This is a genomic window from Corynebacterium sp. UMB10321 (assembly GCF_030228725.1).
Lineage (GTDB): Bacteria > Actinomycetota > Actinomycetes > Mycobacteriales > Mycobacteriaceae > Corynebacterium > Corynebacterium pseudogenitalium.
In genome coordinates this window covers 440267-455534 of the sequence record NZ_JASOZC010000001.1, presented here as the reverse complement: position 1 = coordinate 455534, position 15268 = coordinate 440267, and the positions used below count along the sequence as shown (strand labels likewise).

Below are 15268 nucleotides of genomic sequence, written 5' to 3'. Positions count from 1 at the left end.
CCAAAAGTGTGAGAAGCATCTTGAACTCGCCCACGCACGTGTCTTTTGTTGTTTTCGCACCCTGTATAATTGCGCCCTGTGACTGACTCCTTGAGGCCTGCGCGCGACATCCAGCCCGCCCCATCGCAGATGCGTGACATCTCGCAGTTGGGGCACCCGGTTGTGAAGACAACCCTTGCGGTGCTGTCTGCCGTTGCGTTGACAGTGTCGGCCGTCGGCTACTTCACTGTCGGCCGGGTCAGCAATCAGCTCAGCGCCTCTGAGCTGCGGATCAACGCGGGACGCGGGCAGAGCGACAAGGACCAGCTCGACGGCGCGATGGACATCCTGCTGGTCGGTTCGGACTCCCGCACCGACGCCCAAGGAAATCCGTTAAGCGAGTCCGAGTTGGCGCACCTCAACGCGGGTGTCGCCGACGGTGAGATCAACACGGACACCATCATGATTATCCGTGTGCCCGACGACGGTTCGCGGGCCACGGCAGTTTCCATCCCGCGCGATACGTACGTACACACCGACGACTACGGAAACATGAAGATCAATGGTGTCTACGGTGCGCACGCCGCCGCCAAACGCGAGGAGCTCATCGCCGCGGGCAAGCCGGAGGGCCCGGCACTCGAGCAAGAGGTTGCACGCGCAGGCCAGCTCGGGCTTATCGACGCCATCAATGACCTCACCGGCGTGGAAGTCGACCACTACGCGCAGGTAGGCCTGCTCGGCTTCGTCCTGCTTACGGACGCGGTTGGCGGGGTGGACGTCTGCCTCAACGCCGCGGTCGACGAGCCACTCTCCGGCGCACACTTCCCTGCCGGGCAACAAACGCTCGACGGCGCTCAGGCGCTGTCCTTCGTGCGGCAGCGCCACGACCTGCCGCGCGGCGACCTCGACCGCATCGTGCGCCAGCAGGCATACATGGCGTCGTTGGTACAGAAGGTGCTCTCCGCAGGCACGCTGACAAGCCCAGCGAAACTGCGCGACTTGGCAACCGCGGCGGAGCGCTCGGTCACTCTTGACCAGAGCCTCGACGTGATGCGTTTTGCCCAGCAGATGTCCGGCCTGGCGGGCGGCAACGTCACCTTCACCACCATCCCTGTGACCTCGGTCAACGGCGTCGGCGACTTCGGCGAATCCATCGTGACCGTGGACATCAACGAGGTCCACAGCTTCATGGAGTCCGCAGCCAAGGAACAGGTCCCCGAGGACAGCCAACCGGAGCAAGCTCCCCAGCAGGCCGAAGACTTTGCAGGTGCGCAGGTCTCCGTCCTCAACGCGGGGTCCGTTCCAGGCCAGGCCCGCGCCACCGGCGAGTGGTTGGCCGACGCAGGCATTACGGTCTCCGATGTGTCCAACGCAATGGACGGCATCTACTGGGAATCCCAGGTGGTCGCCGCCGACCCCGAAGACCCACGAGCACGCAAGCTCGCCGAGATGCTTGGCGGCGTCCCAGTCACGGCGAACAATGCTCTCGAACCGGGCAGCATCATCGCGGTTGTCGCGGAAGACTACAACGGGCCTGCGAAGGTCGATCCGGAAGATGCCCAACAGCATGTGCCCGTCGGCACACCTGGCGACGATATCAGCGGCATGAGTCTGGGCCCGGAGATCGACGCTGGCGGCCAAGGGCCTCGCTGCGTGAACTAGCTTGGCCACCTATGCTTGGCTGCCATGAGTATGCTGGCACGCTTATTGCAGGAAGACCCCGCCACACCACGCCTGACCGTCTACGACGAGTCACAGGGCAGCCGCGTGGAATTTTCCGCGCTGACTCTGGACAACTGGCTGAGCAAAGTGGGCAACTTGCTGGACGAGGAGTTCGACCTCGAGGGCTCTGACCCCATTGTGATCGACCTTCCGGTGTCCTGGCAGGCTGCGGTGATCGCGCTTGGCGCCTACAACATTGGGCGTCGCCCGATCTTCGCGAGCACAGGCGACGATGTCCCGCTCGTGTTTACCGTGGCGGAGCGCGTCGACACCTGGGCTGATGCGGACGAGTGCGTCGTTGTCTCAAGGGACCCCTTCGGGCGCGGCGTCGTCGAATCAGGCGGCACGCTGCCGCTTGGAACCGTGGACTTCAGTCCGACGGTGCGCAGCTACGGCGACCAGTACTTTGGACAGACTGCAGACATCGCGCAGTGGTCACAAGCGGCTCCTCAGGGGGCTGAGCAGCCCGCCTCCCCCGAACGGGTATTGATTGCCGGTTGGAACAGCGCCGAAGAATTCGAACATCGCGTACTTGCCCCGCTGGCTGGGGGCGGTTCAGTCGTCGTGGTGACAGGCGGAACGGAAACACCTGGTAAAGACAGGATCGCCGCCATCGCCCAGGCGGAACACGTAAACCACATACAACCGGACATTTAACCCCGTTTTCTCCCCCGTTCGTAGGTAATTCGGCAGATTTCTGCGCGCCCGGGTCCAGTTTTTCACTAGATTGAAGACACCGAATTCACACGAGTCACACATGACCCAACGAAAGGCGGATGAATGAAACTCCGTACGACTGGTGCAACCCTCTGTGCAATTGCGCTCGCTGGCGCAGCTCTGACCGGTTGCTCTTCTGACAACGAGGCAGCGGACACCAACAAGGACTCCGTCACCTCCGCTTCCGAGGGCGGCGCGGAGCGCGGCCCGATCACGTTCGCCATGGGCCGCAATGACACGGACAAGCTCAAGCCGATCATCGAGAAGTGGAACGAGGCTCACCCAGATGAACAGGTCACCCTCTCTGAGCTCGCCGGCGAGGCCGACGACCAGCGCGATACGCTCGTGCAGTCCCTCCAGGCGGGTAACGCCGACTACGACGTGATGGCCCTCGACGTTGTGTGGACGGCCGACTTCGCAGCGAACCAGTGGCTCGAGCCGCTCGAGGGCGATTACGCCATCGACACCTCCGGCTTGCTGCAGTCCACCGTCGACTCCGCGACCTACGGCGGCAAGCTCTACGCCCTGCCGCAGAACACGAACGGCCAGCTGCTGTTCCGAAACGTCGACAAGGTCCCAAGCGCGCCTGACACCTTCGATGACGTCATTGCCGCCTGCAAGGAGGTCGAGGGAGACTGCCTGACCACCCAGCTCAAGCAGTACGAGGGCCTGACCGTCAACACGCTCGGCTTCATCAACGGCTGGGGCGGCAGCGTCCTTGACGACGCCGGCGAGCCAACCGTCGAGTCCGACGCCGCAAAGGCCGGACTGCAGGCACTCGTTGACGCGTACAACGACGGCGTCATCGCCAAGAGCTCTACGGCAGCAACCGAGGAGGAAACCAACCTCGCGTTCACCGAGGGCAACACCGCCCTGGCGATCAACTGGCCGTACATGTACACCAACGCCCAGGAAGCTGGCGTGAACTTTGAGGTCCAGCCGCTGGTTGGCAAGGACGGCGTGGGTGTTTCCACCCTCGGTGGCTACAACAACGGCATCAACGTCAACTCCAAGCACAAGCAGACCGCGAAGGACTTCATCGAGTTCATCATCAACGAAGACAACCAGCTCTCGTTCGCTGAAGCATCCTTCCCACCAGTGCTCGCATCGATCTACGACGACGCCGAGCTGGTTGCAAAGCACCCATACCTGCCAGCACTGAAGGTTTCGCTGGAGAACGCGCAGCCTCGCCCGGTTTCCCCGTTCTACCCTGCGATCTCGAAGGCTATCCAGGACAACGCCTACGCAGCACTGACCGCCGGTAAGAGCGTCGATGACGCCACCGCCGACATGGCAGCTGCTATCAAGCAGGCTTCCTAATACGATACGTCGTATGAGCAGAACGCCCGCCCGGACTGTGTTCGGGCGGGCGTTATAGTTCGTATATCTCCATCTTCCCGTCTACTTTGCAAAGGCCCGCGATGAGCACATCTCCATCCAAGCCTCGCGATACCACGAAGGCAGCAGCGCTCGTCGCGCCCGCCTTGCTGGTGTTGGCGGTGGTGATCGGCTACCCGATCGTCCGCGCAATATGGCTTTCATTCCAGTCCAACCGGCACCTCGACGCCTCTACCGGAGTGTTCGTCGATGGTGGCTTTGCTGGCGTCGATAATTACTTGTACTGGCTGTCGAACCGCTGTATGACGCCGTCGGGCGTGGTGGGTGCCTGCCCTCCTGGCGTGCTTGCGACCGACTTCTGGCCAGCAGTGTCGGTGACACTCTTCTTCACCGTGGTCACCGTCGCCTTGGAGACAGTGCTCGGTATCGGGATGGCCATCATCATGAACCGGCCGTCGCGCGCCCGCGGTCTGATCCGCGCGGCCGTACTCATCCCTTGGGCGATCCCAACCGCGGTGACCGCGAAGTTGTGGCAGTTCATGTTCGCACCGAGCGGTATCGTGAACTCGCTGCTGGGCGCGAGCGTGGCGTGGACAACTGACCCGTGGGCGGCACGCTTCGCGGTGATCATCGCCGACGTGTGGAAGACCACGCCGTTTATGGCGCTGCTCATCCTCGCAGGCCTGCAGATGATTCCGAAGGATGTCTACGAGGCCGCGCGCGTCGACGGCGCCTCCGCATGGCAGACTTTCACCAGCATCACCCTGCCGTTGGTGCGGCCAGCGCTCATGGTGGCGGTGCTCTTCCGTACGCTCGACGCGCTGCGCATGTACGACCTGCCGGTCATCATGATTTCGGGCTCCTCAAACTCCCCTACCGCGACAATTTCGCAACTGGTGGTTGAGGACATGCGTCAGGGCAACTTCAACTCGGCCTCGGCGCTGTCCACTCTCATCTTCCTGCTAATCTTCGCGGTTGCGTTCGTCATGGTGCGGTTCCTCGGAGCGAACGTTGGTGGCGCGAACGAACGGCGTGAAGCCCGGCGCGCGAAGCGCAAGCAGGAGAAGAAGGAGGCGGCAGCGCGATGAAACGACTCGGCCACTACGCAGGCATCATCTTCATCATGTTCTGGGGGCTCGCCCCGTTTTATTGGATGGTGATCACGGCGCTGCGGGACAAACGCTTCACGTTCGATACCACGCCGTGGCCCACGCACGTCACCCTCGAGAACTACCGGGACGCACTGGCCACGGACGCCGGCAATGACTTCCTCGGGGCGATTTTCAACTCGCTGATTATTTCGCTGGCGACAACGGCGTTGGCGGTCGCCGTGGGCGTGTTCACCGCCTACGCGCTTGCTCGCCTGGACTTCCGCGGCAAGGGATTCATCACGGGCATCATTTTGGCGGCCTCGATGTTCCCTGGCATTGCGCTTGTCACTCCCCTGTTCCAGCTGTTCGGTGACCTCGGGTGGATCGGCACATACCGTGCCATGATCATCCCGAACATCTCATTCGCCCTCCCCCTGACTATCTACACGCTGGTGTCGTTCTTCCAGCAACTTCCTTGGGAGCTCGAGGAAGCAGCGCGTGTCGACGGCGCCTCCCGTGGCCAGGCATTTCGCCTCATCTTGCTGCCGTTGGCGGCACCGGCCATCTTCACGACGGCCATCCTGGCGTTTATCACCACCTGGAATGAATTTATGTTGGCGCGCCAGCTGTCGTCCACGGCGACTGAACCTGTCACCGTCGCAATTGCACGATTCTCGGGGCCGAGCGCCTTCGAGTACCCGTACGCTGCGATTATGGCGGCGGGCTCGCTGGTGACGATTCCGCTGATCATCATGGTGCTGGTATTCCAGCGCCGTATTGTGTCTGGTCTCACAGCCGGCGGCGTGAAGGGCTGACTTAACTTTTTCTTATGTCTAGATTAAGCTGTATTCACTTTATTACTTCCCGCCCCTAGAAAGAGCAGCTATGCACCACACCACACTCCGAATCGCGACGGCAACCGCACTCGCATCCTCCCTGGTACTGAGCGGCATGACTGGCACGGCACACGCCGAAACCACCGCAACGGTGCACACCAACGCCGATAACAACGGCACGACAGTGACCACCAACGTCACCACCAACACCACCGCAAACGGTGGTGTGACCAAGGAAGAAGCAAACGCGCTTGAGGTCGCCGGAGTTGTGGTTGGGCTCTTGGCAGTACTCGGGGCCCTGATGGCCGGGTGGCTATACTTCGCTGCCCCGCACATGGGCCTGAACTTCGGCCCCCGCCTCTAACGAGTGCAACGGCCCTCACAGCGCCAGGATCTGCTCTGGCAAACAATCATTGGGTTCGTAGGGTTCTTCACCCTGCTCGCCTTCGTACAGGCCGCCATCAACATCACAAAGCCCGAGCCATCAATCTGGCCGGGCCTCGTTCTTGCCGCCTTCGTCGCAGCACTGTGGTGGCTGATTCGCCGGTGGCGCCAGTGGCGCGCAGGCGAAGACTAAATCACTCCTCGCCGAGCAGACGCTCACGCAGCGCGGCGTCCTTACGCTCAACTTCAGCCGCCATGTCGGACTGGTACTTCGCCGGCGATTAATGCGTCTACGAGTATCATGCCACCCACAATAAACACCCACACGCTGCACAAACAAGCGATTGTGAGAAGCATTCCACTTTCAGCTCAAAAGAGAACCGGCAGCCCAATCCATACGCCTAATATAGGTCTGGTTTTTGCCGCTGCGATCGTGCGCAGGGCAGGATTCGCGCTGTGCTAGTGTCACCAATGTGACACGGGGTGCACCCCGAAGTGGTGCTGAGATCAGACCCGTCGAACCTGCTCTAGCTCAACCTAGCGAAGGGATGTCCCACATGAATGCACCTGCCCTGCCCCGCATCCTCACGATTGCCGGCACCGACCCGACCGGAGGCGCAGGCGTCCAAGCCGATATCAAATCCATCCAGGCCGCCGGCGGCTTTTCCTACAGCGTAGTGACCTCGCTGGTCGCCCAGAACACCACCGGTGTGCAGGAGATTTTCACCCCGCCGATCGACTTTCTGCGCACACAGCTGCGCTCCGTCACCGATGATGTGGCGATCGACGCGATCAAGATCGGCATGCTCGGCACCACCGAAATCATCGAGGTCGTGCGCGAATTCCTCACCACACACGCACGAGAGGCCGCGGTGGTGTTGGATCCGGTGATGGTGGCGTCGTCAAGCGATAGGCTCCTGACGCCCGAGGCGGAAGTCGCGCTGCGCGAGCTCGCCTCGCTTGCCGACATCATCACGCCCAACCTCCCCGAACTCGCCGTCCTCACCGGCGAAGACCCGGCCACCGACTTCGACACCGCGATCGCGCAGGCGCAGGGGCTGGCGAAAAAGCTGGACACAACCGTGATTGTCAAGGGCGGGCACCTCACCGGCCCGCGCGCAGACAACGCCGTGGTGACCGCCGAGCGCGTGCACCACGTGTCGGTAAGCCGCGTGAACACGAAGAACACGCACGGCACGGGCTGCTCTTTTTCCTCGGCGCTGGCGACGCGCCTGGGCGCCGGCTTCGATACGCCGGCGGCGACCGAGTGGGCGTCGCGCTGGCTGTACGAGGCGATTGCGCACGCCGACGTGCTCGCCGTTGGACACGGCCGCGGCCCCGTCGACCACGGGCACGTCGGCCGCCGCATGCAGCGCGCCGCCGACTGCAACCCCGAGCGCTTCCTGCGCATCGACGCCCCACCAACCGCGCCACTCGCCACGCCTGCTGGCCCGTACACCCAGGCGCTGTGGGACGCCTCGGCGCCGTACCTCACCGCGATTATGGAGCTGCCGTTCATCCGCACGCTTGCCGACGGCACCCTCGACCACGCCGACTTCATGTTCTACCTCGAGCAGGACGCCTACTACCTGACCAAGTACGCGCGCTCGCTGCACGCGCTTGGCGGCGCGTGGGCAAAGGATGCGGACGCCGCGATCACCGACGAGCAAGAGATGCAACGCACCTGGCTCGCCGATCTTGGCCGCGAGACGCTGCCGTCGCCGGTCACACGCGCCTACACCGATTTCCTGCTCGCCTCCGCCCTCGGCGAGTCGGCGGCGATCGGGCAGGCGGCGGTGCTGCCCTGCTACTGGCTCTACTACGAGGTCGGCGCGCGCCTCGCGGAGCACAACCACGCCTCGCATCCCTACCACGACTGGCTGGCCACCTACTCGGGCAACGGTTTCTACGAGGCGGTGCGCGGCGCGATCGACCGCTGCGAGGCCACCCTTGAGGCGAACCCCGACGCCCTGGACGCGGCGGTGCGCGCGTGTGCGGTCGCCTCGCGCTACGAGCGCGATTTCTTCGACCAGGCCGACCGCGCGTGGGTGGTGCGCGATGCCTAAGTCGCTCGACCTACGCTGCTATTTCGTCACGGGCCAGCCTACCGCCGATGTCGCGCGCGTCGCCGCCGAAGCCGCGGCCGGCGGGGCGGGCGTGATCCAGGTGCGCAGCAAGCCGATCGCCAAAGCCGACCTCGAGCGTCTCGCGTGCGAGGTCGCCGATGCGGTCGCCGCGGCGAACCCGCGCACGCGCGTGCTTATCGACGACAACGTTCCCCTCGCCGCCCGCCTCATGCGCACCCACCACATCCACGGCGCGCACATCGGCCAGGACGACATGGACCCGCGCGCCGCGCGCGAACTGCTCGGGCCGGACGCGATCCTCGGACTGACCACCGGCACGCTCGCACTGGTGGAGGCGGCGAACGCGTACGCCGACGTGATCGATTACGTCGGCGCGGGCCCCTTCCGCCCGACCCCGACGAAGGACTCCGGCCGCGCCCCACTTGGCCTCGACGGCTACCCGGCGCTGGTCGAGGCCTCGCAGGTACCGGTCGTGGCGATCGGCGACGTACACGCCACGGATGCCGCCGCGCTTGCCGCCACGGGCGTGGCCGGCGTGGCGATCGTCCGCGGTTTCATGCACGCTGAGGACCCGCGCGCGATGGCGGCGGGTATCGTCAAGGATTTCGAGGAAGCGTCGTGAGTAGTTTCGAGCACGTCATCGTCGGCGCCGGCATCATCGGCCTGACCACCGCGTTCGAGCTCACACGCCGCGGGGTGGATCCCCGCAGGATCGCGCTGGTGGACCCGGCCCCGGCAAGCGGCGCGACCAACGTGGCCGGCGGCATGCTCGCCCCGGCCGCGGAAGTGCAGTACCGCCAGGAGCCGCTCTATCCGCTGATGTTGGAGTCGGCGGCGCTCTATCCTTCGCTGATCGCAGACCTGCCGGGCATCGAGGTTGGGTACCGCACCGAGTCGACCTTCGTGGTCGCCGCCGACCGCGCCGACGCTACCCACCTGCGCGAGCTCACCGAGCACCAGCACGCCCACGGCATGGACGTCGACCGCCTCACGCTGCGCCAGGCGCGGGCGCAGGAGCCGGGCCTAAGCCCCCAGCTGGCCAGCGTGGTGGAGATCCCCGGCGACCACCAGGTCAACCCGCGCATGTTCGCCGCCGCTCTGCTGCGCGAGCTTGCATCGCGCGGCGTGACGCTGGTTCGCGAGCAGGCCACAGCACTGCGCTGGGAGGGCGAAACCTGCGTGGGCGTCGAAACCAGCACCGGCAGCCTGCGCGGCGACACCATCTACGCGTGCAACGGTCTCGGTGCCAGCGCGCTCGGTCTGCCGCTGAACCTGCGACCGGTGCGCGGCGACATGCTGCGTCTTACCGGCCGCATGCCGGTCGGCCGGGTCGTGCGCGCCTTCGTCGAGGACCGCCCCGTCTACATCATCCCGCGCACCGACGGCACCATCGCCGTGGGCGCAACCAGCCGCGAAGACGCGCGCGTGCGGCCCGCCGTCGATGGCGTGTATACGCTGCTTCGCGACGCCATCCGCGTCGTCCCCGCCATCGAGGACTGCGAGCTGGTTGAGGCGCTCGTCGGCAATCGCCCAGGCACGCCCGACGACCTGCCCTACCTGGGGCTGCGCGGCGAGAACCTGGTGGTCTCCACCGGTTATTTCCGCCACGGCATCCTGCTGGCAGCGCTCGGCGCGCGCGTCGGCGCCGACCTCGGGCTGGACCGCGAAACCACCGTCGATATTTCCGACTGCGACCCCGGCCGCCACGAACTGTAAAGGAGCATCATGCGCATCATCATCAACGAGAAGCCCCATACCTTCGACACCGCGCCGACTGTGCGGTCGCTGGTCGAGGAGGTCGTCGGCCACGCAGAAGGCGTCGCCGTCGCTGTCAATGGCAAGGTTGTGCCCGCAAGTCGCTGGGACAGCTCGCTTGCCGACGCCGACACCGTCGACATCCTCACCGCCGTCCAAGGAGGCTAGACGTGCTGAACATCGCCGACAAGAAATTCGACTCCCACCTGATCATGGGCACCGGCGGGGCGACCAGCCAGCAGTTGCTCGAGGACGCGCTGGTGGCCAGCGGCACGCAGCTGACCACCGTGGCGATGCGTCGGCATGCCGCCCGCACCAATGGCGGCGAGAGCGTCTTCGAGATGCTCACCCGGCTCGGCATCAATCCCCTGCCGAATACTGCGGGCTGCCGCACCGCCCGCGACGCGGTGCTCACCGCGCAACTGGCGCGCGAGGCGCTCGGCACGAACTGGGTCAAGGTGGAGGTCATCGCGGACGAGCACACGCTGCTGCCGGACGTCGTCGAGCTTGTCGACGCCTGCGAGCTCCTCGTCGCCGAAGGCTTCGTCGTGCTTGCCTACACCTCCGACGACCCGGTCGTCGCCGCCCGCCTGGAGCAGGTTGGGGTGCATGCGGTGATGCCGCTCGGCTCTCCGATCGGCACCGGCCTTGGCATTTTGAACCCGCACAACATCGAGCTGATCTGCGCGCGTGCGCAGGTGCCCGTGCTTCTCGACGCCGGCGTCGGCACCGCTTCCGACGCCACCTTGGCCATGGAACTCGGCTGCGACGGCGTGCTGCTCGCCAGCGCGGTCAACCGTTGCCAGGACCCGGTCGCGATGGCGCGTGCGATGCGACACGCGGTCGAGGCTGGCCGGCTCGCGCGGGATGCGGGTCGGATTCCGCGGCGGACGCATGCGGAAGGGGCGTTGGCGTCGTCAAGCTTTGATGGCCTAGCGAGCTGGGCGGATGAGGTCCTATGAGCCTGCCTCACGCTGAGCTGCGGCGCACCGCGCGCCAAACGCTGCTGCCCGGCTTCGGGCTAGCGGGCCAAGAGGCGCTGAACCGCGCGCGGGTGCTTGTCATCGGCGCGGGCGGGCTCGGCTGCCCGGTGATGCAGGCGCTGGCGGCCACAGGTGTCGGCACGATCACGGTGATTGATGATGACGTGGTGGATGACACCAACATCCACCGCCAGATTCTGTTTAGCGCCTCCGACGTGGGCCGGCCCAAGGTGGAGGTGGCAGCCGAGCAGCTGCGCCGACACCGCGCAGACGCCACGATCGTGCCGCTGCGCAAGCGCCTCGACACCTCCAACGCACCTGGGCTGTTCCGCGAGCACGACCTGGTCATCGACGGCTCCGATACCTTCACCACGAAATTCCTCGCCGGCGACGCCGCAGAACTCACCGGCACGCCCCTGGTGTGGGGCTCGGTGCTGCGCTTCCACGGCGAGCTCGCGCTGTGGTACTCCGGACCGGATGCACGCGGGGTCGGGCTACGCGACCTCTACCCCACCCACCCGGCACCCGAGGACACTCCGGACTGCGCCACCGCCGGCGTGCTCGGGGTGACGACCTCGGTCGTCGGCGGGCTGATGGCCACGGAGGCCGTGAAATACCTCGCGGGCATGGACGCCGAGGTCGGTGTGCTCCATGTCTACGAGGCGCTCGCCGGGACGCTCCGGCGCTTCGAGGTCGCTGCCGACCCGCAGCGCGAGCTGGTCACCGAACTCGTCGCCGAAGCTGCCCCGTGTATGCTGCCGCCAGACGGCGAGAAAACGCGCCTACTCGTGCAGGTCGCGGATGGTCACGCCACAGCGCTGGACGTGCGCGAACTCGGTGAAAAAGCGATCAAGGACCTGCCGCACGCGTCCTTCCACCTGCCGGCCTCGGTGTGGCGCGAAGACCCGGACGCCGCGCTCGCACTGCTCGATACGCTGCGCGGCGCGGGCGAGGTCGTGGTCTACTGCGCCTCCGGTAAGCGCTCGGCCGATTTCGTTGCGCGCTTCGGCGAGGCTGCCGCCGCGCGCGGCCTCACTCTGCACAGTTTGCCGGGCGGGGTCTAGCGACCCCTAACGACGCTGCGCCGCTGCGATCTCGGAAGTGTTCTGCGCCGTCTTGATCGCCGAGACCATGAATTCGAGGGTGACGCGCGCGCTGATCAATGAGAACAGCGCGAAAAGCGTACCGAAGAGAAGGAAGCCGATCAGCATGAGCAGGCCGGTGCCAAAACCAACACTAAACGTAGCCAGCGACACCAAAAGGCCGAAGACCCCAGCACAGTCCGATGAAGACTGCGGAGATCAGGTAGATCACGCGGGCGAACTTCAGGGTGATGTACTGGGAGAAGGAGAAGTCGAAAAGCGCGGAGAAGAAGCCGTCGGCGGTCTGCTTGCTTTGCGCGGCGTTGAAGTTGGCGATCATGGGTGTTCCCTTTCAGTCGTATTACAGGTGCACTACGAACTTATACCCGGGTTAACGCGCTCCCGCTTCGTTTATCCAGGTTGGTTACTCAGTCAGCAGGCTTTCGCCTCTGGCTTCCAGGAGTTGTTCCATCTCGTGCATCTCAGCGGTTTGCACGTCGACCATTTGTTGAGCCAGTTCCACGAGAGGCTGGTAGCCGCCGTTGTCGATTTGGTCTTGGGTCATGGCAACGGCACCCGCGTGATGGAAATGCATGAGCTGGAGGAACCGGGTGTCTGCTTCCTCGCCCGAAAGTGATTTCAGCTGGTCCATCTGTTCTGGAGTGATCATGCCATTGGCAATGTGTGGGGCGTGATGTGCCATCAAGTCACCCTGGTCCCATTGTTCAGCCCAGTCGACCATGGTGTCGATTTCTTCTTGTTGCCCGATTTTAATCCGTTCGGCCAAGTCCGCGGTGGCTTCGCTGATGCCATCGGCGGCCAGGATGATCTCGCTCATGTCCACGGCTTGCTGGTGATGCGGTGTCATCATCGCGAGAAAATGCAAATCGACCCCATTGACTTCTGCGGGTTGGTTGGCCCCGGCAGTCACTGCGGCACCGTCCTTGTCGGTCTGGGGCGCGTCTGTGGCGTCTTGGCCATCTCCGGCGCATGAAGCCACGCTGGCCCCCAGTACTGCAACGGTGATCAAGCCGGTGATGCGGCGATGTAAGTGTGTCATGAATGGAGCCTTCCTAGGACTGAAGCACATGGCACCAAAAGTAGCACCATCGGATGTACTCTAGCGCATTTTGTGCATAAGGCGTCGCCACACAACCCGCGCCGCGGAGTGCGGCAACGCAACGAGCTCGCGCGCGTAGTTCTTCGGCCGGGAGCGGCGCGGGGTGCGCGCAGGCACCATCTCCACTGGAATCCCCAGGTGCCAGGCCCACACGCGCGTGCGGCGCACGTGGAAGTTGCTGGTCACCACGATCAGCCGCGGCGCGTGCGGGAACAACGCGCGGGTACGCTCGAGGTTTTCGTTCGTCGACGACGCATGGGGCTCCTGAATGATCAGTTCACGGGGCACGCCGCGCTCGACAAGCCAGCGAGCCATCACGGCCGCCTCCCCGCGGCCGGTGACCACGATGGCGCGCCGCACGCCAGCGTGCGCGTCCGTCCGCCAGCGGAGCAGTGCGCTGCAGAGCCGGGCGTGCAGCATGCGCGACGGGTGGCCGTCGACAATTCGCGCACCCAGCACCACGATGGGACTGCTACTCACCCAGCAACCGGCTGCGCAGCGCGGCATCCTTACGCTCAACTTCGGCCGCCATGTCGGCCTGGTACTTCGCCATCTTGTCCACTAGTTCCGGATCCCCGGCACCGAGCATCCGAACAGCAAGCAGGCCCGCGTTCTTCGCGCCGCCGATAGACACCGTCGCGACTGGAACACCCCCTGGCATCTGCACGATGGAAAGCAGAGAATCCAGCCCGTCAAGGTCCTTCAATGCGCGAGGGATACCGATGACTGGCAGTGGCGTTGCCGCGGCAACCATCCCCGGCAGGTGGGCTGCCCCACCGGCGCACGCAATGATGACCTGGATGCCACGTTCATGTGCTTGCTTCGCATAGGCAAGCATCTTCTCAGGGGTGCGGTGCGCGGAGACCACCCCGACCTCAAACGGCACCCCGAACTCCGCAAGTACCTCTGCGGCAGGCGCAACCGTGTCCCAGTCCGAATCCGAGCCCATGATGAGGCCAACGCGTGCGTTCATGAAGAAACTCTCCTCCTGTTAGTACCAGTTCGCGTGAACAATAAAGTGCGCGGCGTGCTGCGCAATTGCCAAGGTGGACGTGGCGTCGTAGCCGGTGACGTTGACGTGTCCCATCTTGCGCCCAGGGCGCCAGCTCTTGCCGTAGAGATGTACCTTGGCTTCTGGGTAGCGGCGCATTACCTCGATGACGCGCTGCTCCATCGGCATCTGCGGATCCTCCTCCGCACCGAGAGTGTTCACCATCACCGTGACCGGCTCGAGCGTGTCCACGGACCCGAGCGGCCAGTTCAGGACCGCGCGCAGGTGCTGCTCAAACTGGGAGGTCACGCAGCCGTCCTGCGTCCAGTGCCCCGTGTTGTGCGGGCGCATCGCAAGCTCGTTGACCAGAATTTTCGACGCCCCGTCCTCCCCGATGCACTCGAAGAGCTCAACGGCGAGCACGCCCGTAACGTCAAGCTTGGTCGCAATATTGGTGGCAAGATCACGGCACTGTTTCGCCACATCAGCCGGCAGTTCTGGCGCTGGAGCAATCGCGATATGGCAGACGCCGTCCGCCTGCCGTGACTCGACGACGGGCCACGCCTTGACCTCGCCGTCCCGGTTGCGCGCCACCATCGCGGAAAGTTCGCGGGCGAAGTTCACCTTTTCTTCCGCGTAGAGCACAACGCCCTTCTCAAGCAGATCGGTGACCAGCTGCTCGCACTCTTGCAGGGTCTCTGGGAACCAGACGCCGTGCCCGTCGTAGCCTCCGCGCGTCGCCTTGACGCACACGCGGCCGTCGACAAGCTTCCAGAACTCGCGGGCGTCCTCCACGGAGTCAAACTTCGCAAACGGCGGCACCGGTGCCCCCAGCTCCTTGAGCTTGGTGCGCTGCTCAAGCTTGTCCTGGGCGTAAATCAGCGCCTGGGGGCGCGGCTCCACGTTGTAACCTTCGTCCAGCAGGCGCTGCAGGAACTCGTTTGGGACGTGTTCGTGGTCGAACGTAATCGCCGAGGCACCCTGAATGGTCGCGTGCAGGTCGTCGAAGTTGGTGTAGTCACCAAGCTGGACGTCACCAAACACCTGGGCGGCCGAGGCGTCCGGGGCGCCTGCAAGCACCCTGGGCTGCAGTCCAAGTTCGATGGCTTCCGTGTGCATCATTCTGGCAAGCTGACCGTCACCGATAACGGCAACTCTGGGCATTCCTTGAGCGTCTCTCACA

At 64.6% G+C, this 15268-nt stretch carries 19 protein-coding genes and 1 riboswitch; of the genes, 13 read left to right on the top strand and 6 right to left on the bottom strand.

All coding sequences use genetic code 11. The features are described from left to right. The first annotated feature begins 78 nt into the window (after nucleotides 1-78). The 13 genes from QP752_RS02220 (at nucleotide 79) to QP752_RS02160 (ending at nucleotide 11956) form a co-directional block, all read left to right on the top strand. The gene (locus QP752_RS02220; protein ID WP_083290820.1) at nucleotides 79-1641 is read left to right on the top strand and encodes an LCP family protein; all 1563 of its coding nucleotides are present in this window, start codon (nucleotides 79-81) and stop codon (nucleotides 1639-1641) included. Between the two features lie 24 nt (nucleotides 1642-1665). Beyond that, entirely contained in the window at nucleotides 1666-2358 is a 693-nt protein-coding gene (locus tag QP752_RS02215; RefSeq protein WP_284804182.1) for a TIGR03089 family protein, read from the top strand. 123 nt (nucleotides 2359-2481) lie between these two features. Next, nucleotides 2482-3738 carry an ABC transporter substrate-binding protein gene (locus tag QP752_RS02210; protein ID WP_256000579.1) on the top strand — a complete coding sequence of 419 codons (1257 nt, stop codon included), beginning with the start codon at nucleotides 2482-2484 and terminating at the stop codon, nucleotides 3736-3738. A 101-nt stretch (nucleotides 3739-3839) separates the two neighbouring features. Beyond that, entirely contained in the window at nucleotides 3840-4844 is a 1005-nt protein-coding gene (locus tag QP752_RS02205) for a carbohydrate ABC transporter permease (protein WP_256059599.1), read from the top strand. Continuing rightward, entirely contained in the window at nucleotides 4841-5662 is an 822-nt protein-coding gene (locus tag QP752_RS02200) for a carbohydrate ABC transporter permease (protein WP_070477701.1), read from the top strand. The genes QP752_RS02205 and QP752_RS02200 overlap by 4 nt, the downstream gene beginning before the upstream one ends. Before the next feature lie 70 nt (nucleotides 5663-5732). After that, the gene (locus tag QP752_RS02195) at nucleotides 5733-6047 is read left to right on the top strand and encodes a hypothetical protein (protein ID WP_070362961.1); all 315 of its coding nucleotides are present in this window, start codon (nucleotides 5733-5735) and stop codon (nucleotides 6045-6047) included. 3 nt (nucleotides 6048-6050) lie between these two features. Next, nucleotides 6051-6260: a PEP-CTERM sorting domain-containing protein gene (locus QP752_RS02190; protein ID WP_070477699.1), complete on the top strand. Its 210-nt coding sequence runs from the start codon at nucleotides 6051-6053 to the stop codon at nucleotides 6258-6260. Nucleotides 6261-6536: 276 nt separating this feature from the next. Next, nucleotides 6537-6633: riboswitch (TPP riboswitch) on the top strand. Next, nucleotides 6625-8133 carry a bifunctional hydroxymethylpyrimidine kinase/phosphomethylpyrimidine kinase gene (locus QP752_RS02185; RefSeq protein ID WP_284804178.1) on the top strand — a complete coding sequence of 503 codons (1509 nt, stop codon included), beginning with the start codon at nucleotides 6625-6627 and terminating at the stop codon, nucleotides 8131-8133. (Overlaps the previous riboswitch by 9 nt.) Then, nucleotides 8126-8776, top strand: a complete 651-nt coding sequence (locus tag QP752_RS02180) for a thiamine phosphate synthase (RefSeq protein ID WP_070362964.1) — start codon at nucleotides 8126-8128, stop codon at nucleotides 8774-8776. Before QP752_RS02185 ends, QP752_RS02180 begins: the two co-directional genes overlap by 8 nt. Beyond that, nucleotides 8773-9870 (top strand): glycine oxidase ThiO, encoded by a 1098-nt coding sequence (gene thiO / locus QP752_RS02175; protein WP_070362965.1) that lies wholly within the window; start codon nucleotides 8773-8775, stop codon nucleotides 9868-9870. Before QP752_RS02180 ends, thiO begins: the two co-directional genes overlap by 4 nt. A gap of 9 nt (nucleotides 9871-9879) precedes the next feature. Beyond that, complete coding sequence (gene thiS / locus QP752_RS02170) at nucleotides 9880-10077, top strand: sulfur carrier protein ThiS (RefSeq protein ID WP_070362966.1); 198 nt, start codon at nucleotides 9880-9882, stop codon at nucleotides 10075-10077. A gap of 2 nt (nucleotides 10078-10079) precedes the next feature. Continuing rightward, nucleotides 10080-10871, top strand: a complete 792-nt coding sequence (locus QP752_RS02165; protein WP_284804174.1) for a thiazole synthase — start codon at nucleotides 10080-10082, stop codon at nucleotides 10869-10871. Further along, nucleotides 10868-11956: a ThiF family adenylyltransferase gene (locus QP752_RS02160; RefSeq protein ID WP_284804172.1), complete on the top strand. Its 1089-nt coding sequence runs from the start codon at nucleotides 10868-10870 to the stop codon at nucleotides 11954-11956. Before QP752_RS02165 ends, QP752_RS02160 begins: the two co-directional genes overlap by 4 nt. Nucleotides 11957-11962: 6 nt before the next feature. On the opposite strand, the gene QP752_RS02155 is transcribed toward QP752_RS02160, so the two are convergent. The 6 genes from QP752_RS02155 to QP752_RS02130 form a co-directional block, all read right to left on the bottom strand. Further along, nucleotides 11963-12148: a DUF4282 domain-containing protein gene (locus tag QP752_RS02155; protein WP_240492828.1), complete on the bottom strand. Its 186-nt coding sequence runs from the start codon at nucleotides 12146-12148 to the stop codon at nucleotides 11963-11965. Continuing rightward, nucleotides 12129-12314, bottom strand: coding sequence for a DUF4282 domain-containing protein (locus QP752_RS02150; protein WP_070362969.1), 186 nt, complete (start codon nucleotides 12312-12314; stop codon nucleotides 12129-12131). Before QP752_RS02150 ends, QP752_RS02155 begins: the two co-directional genes overlap by 20 nt. Nucleotides 12315-12398: 84 nt before the next feature. Beyond that, nucleotides 12399-13034 (bottom strand): DUF305 domain-containing protein, encoded by a 636-nt coding sequence (locus tag QP752_RS02145; RefSeq protein WP_070362970.1) that lies wholly within the window; start codon nucleotides 13032-13034, stop codon nucleotides 12399-12401. 60 nt (nucleotides 13035-13094) lie between these two features. Then, the gene (locus tag QP752_RS02140) at nucleotides 13095-13574 is read right to left on the bottom strand and encodes a YdcF family protein (RefSeq protein WP_071572702.1); all 480 of its coding nucleotides are present in this window, start codon (nucleotides 13572-13574) and stop codon (nucleotides 13095-13097) included. Next, nucleotides 13567-14067 (bottom strand): 5-(carboxyamino)imidazole ribonucleotide mutase, encoded by a 501-nt coding sequence (gene purE / locus QP752_RS02135; protein ID WP_070362972.1) that lies wholly within the window; start codon nucleotides 14065-14067, stop codon nucleotides 13567-13569. Before purE ends, QP752_RS02140 begins: the two co-directional genes overlap by 8 nt. Before the next feature lie 18 nt (nucleotides 14068-14085). Next, complete coding sequence (locus tag QP752_RS02130; RefSeq protein ID WP_256041924.1) at nucleotides 14086-15249, bottom strand: 5-(carboxyamino)imidazole ribonucleotide synthase; 1164 nt, start codon at nucleotides 15247-15249, stop codon at nucleotides 14086-14088. Between the last annotated feature and the right edge of the window lie 19 nt (nucleotides 15250-15268).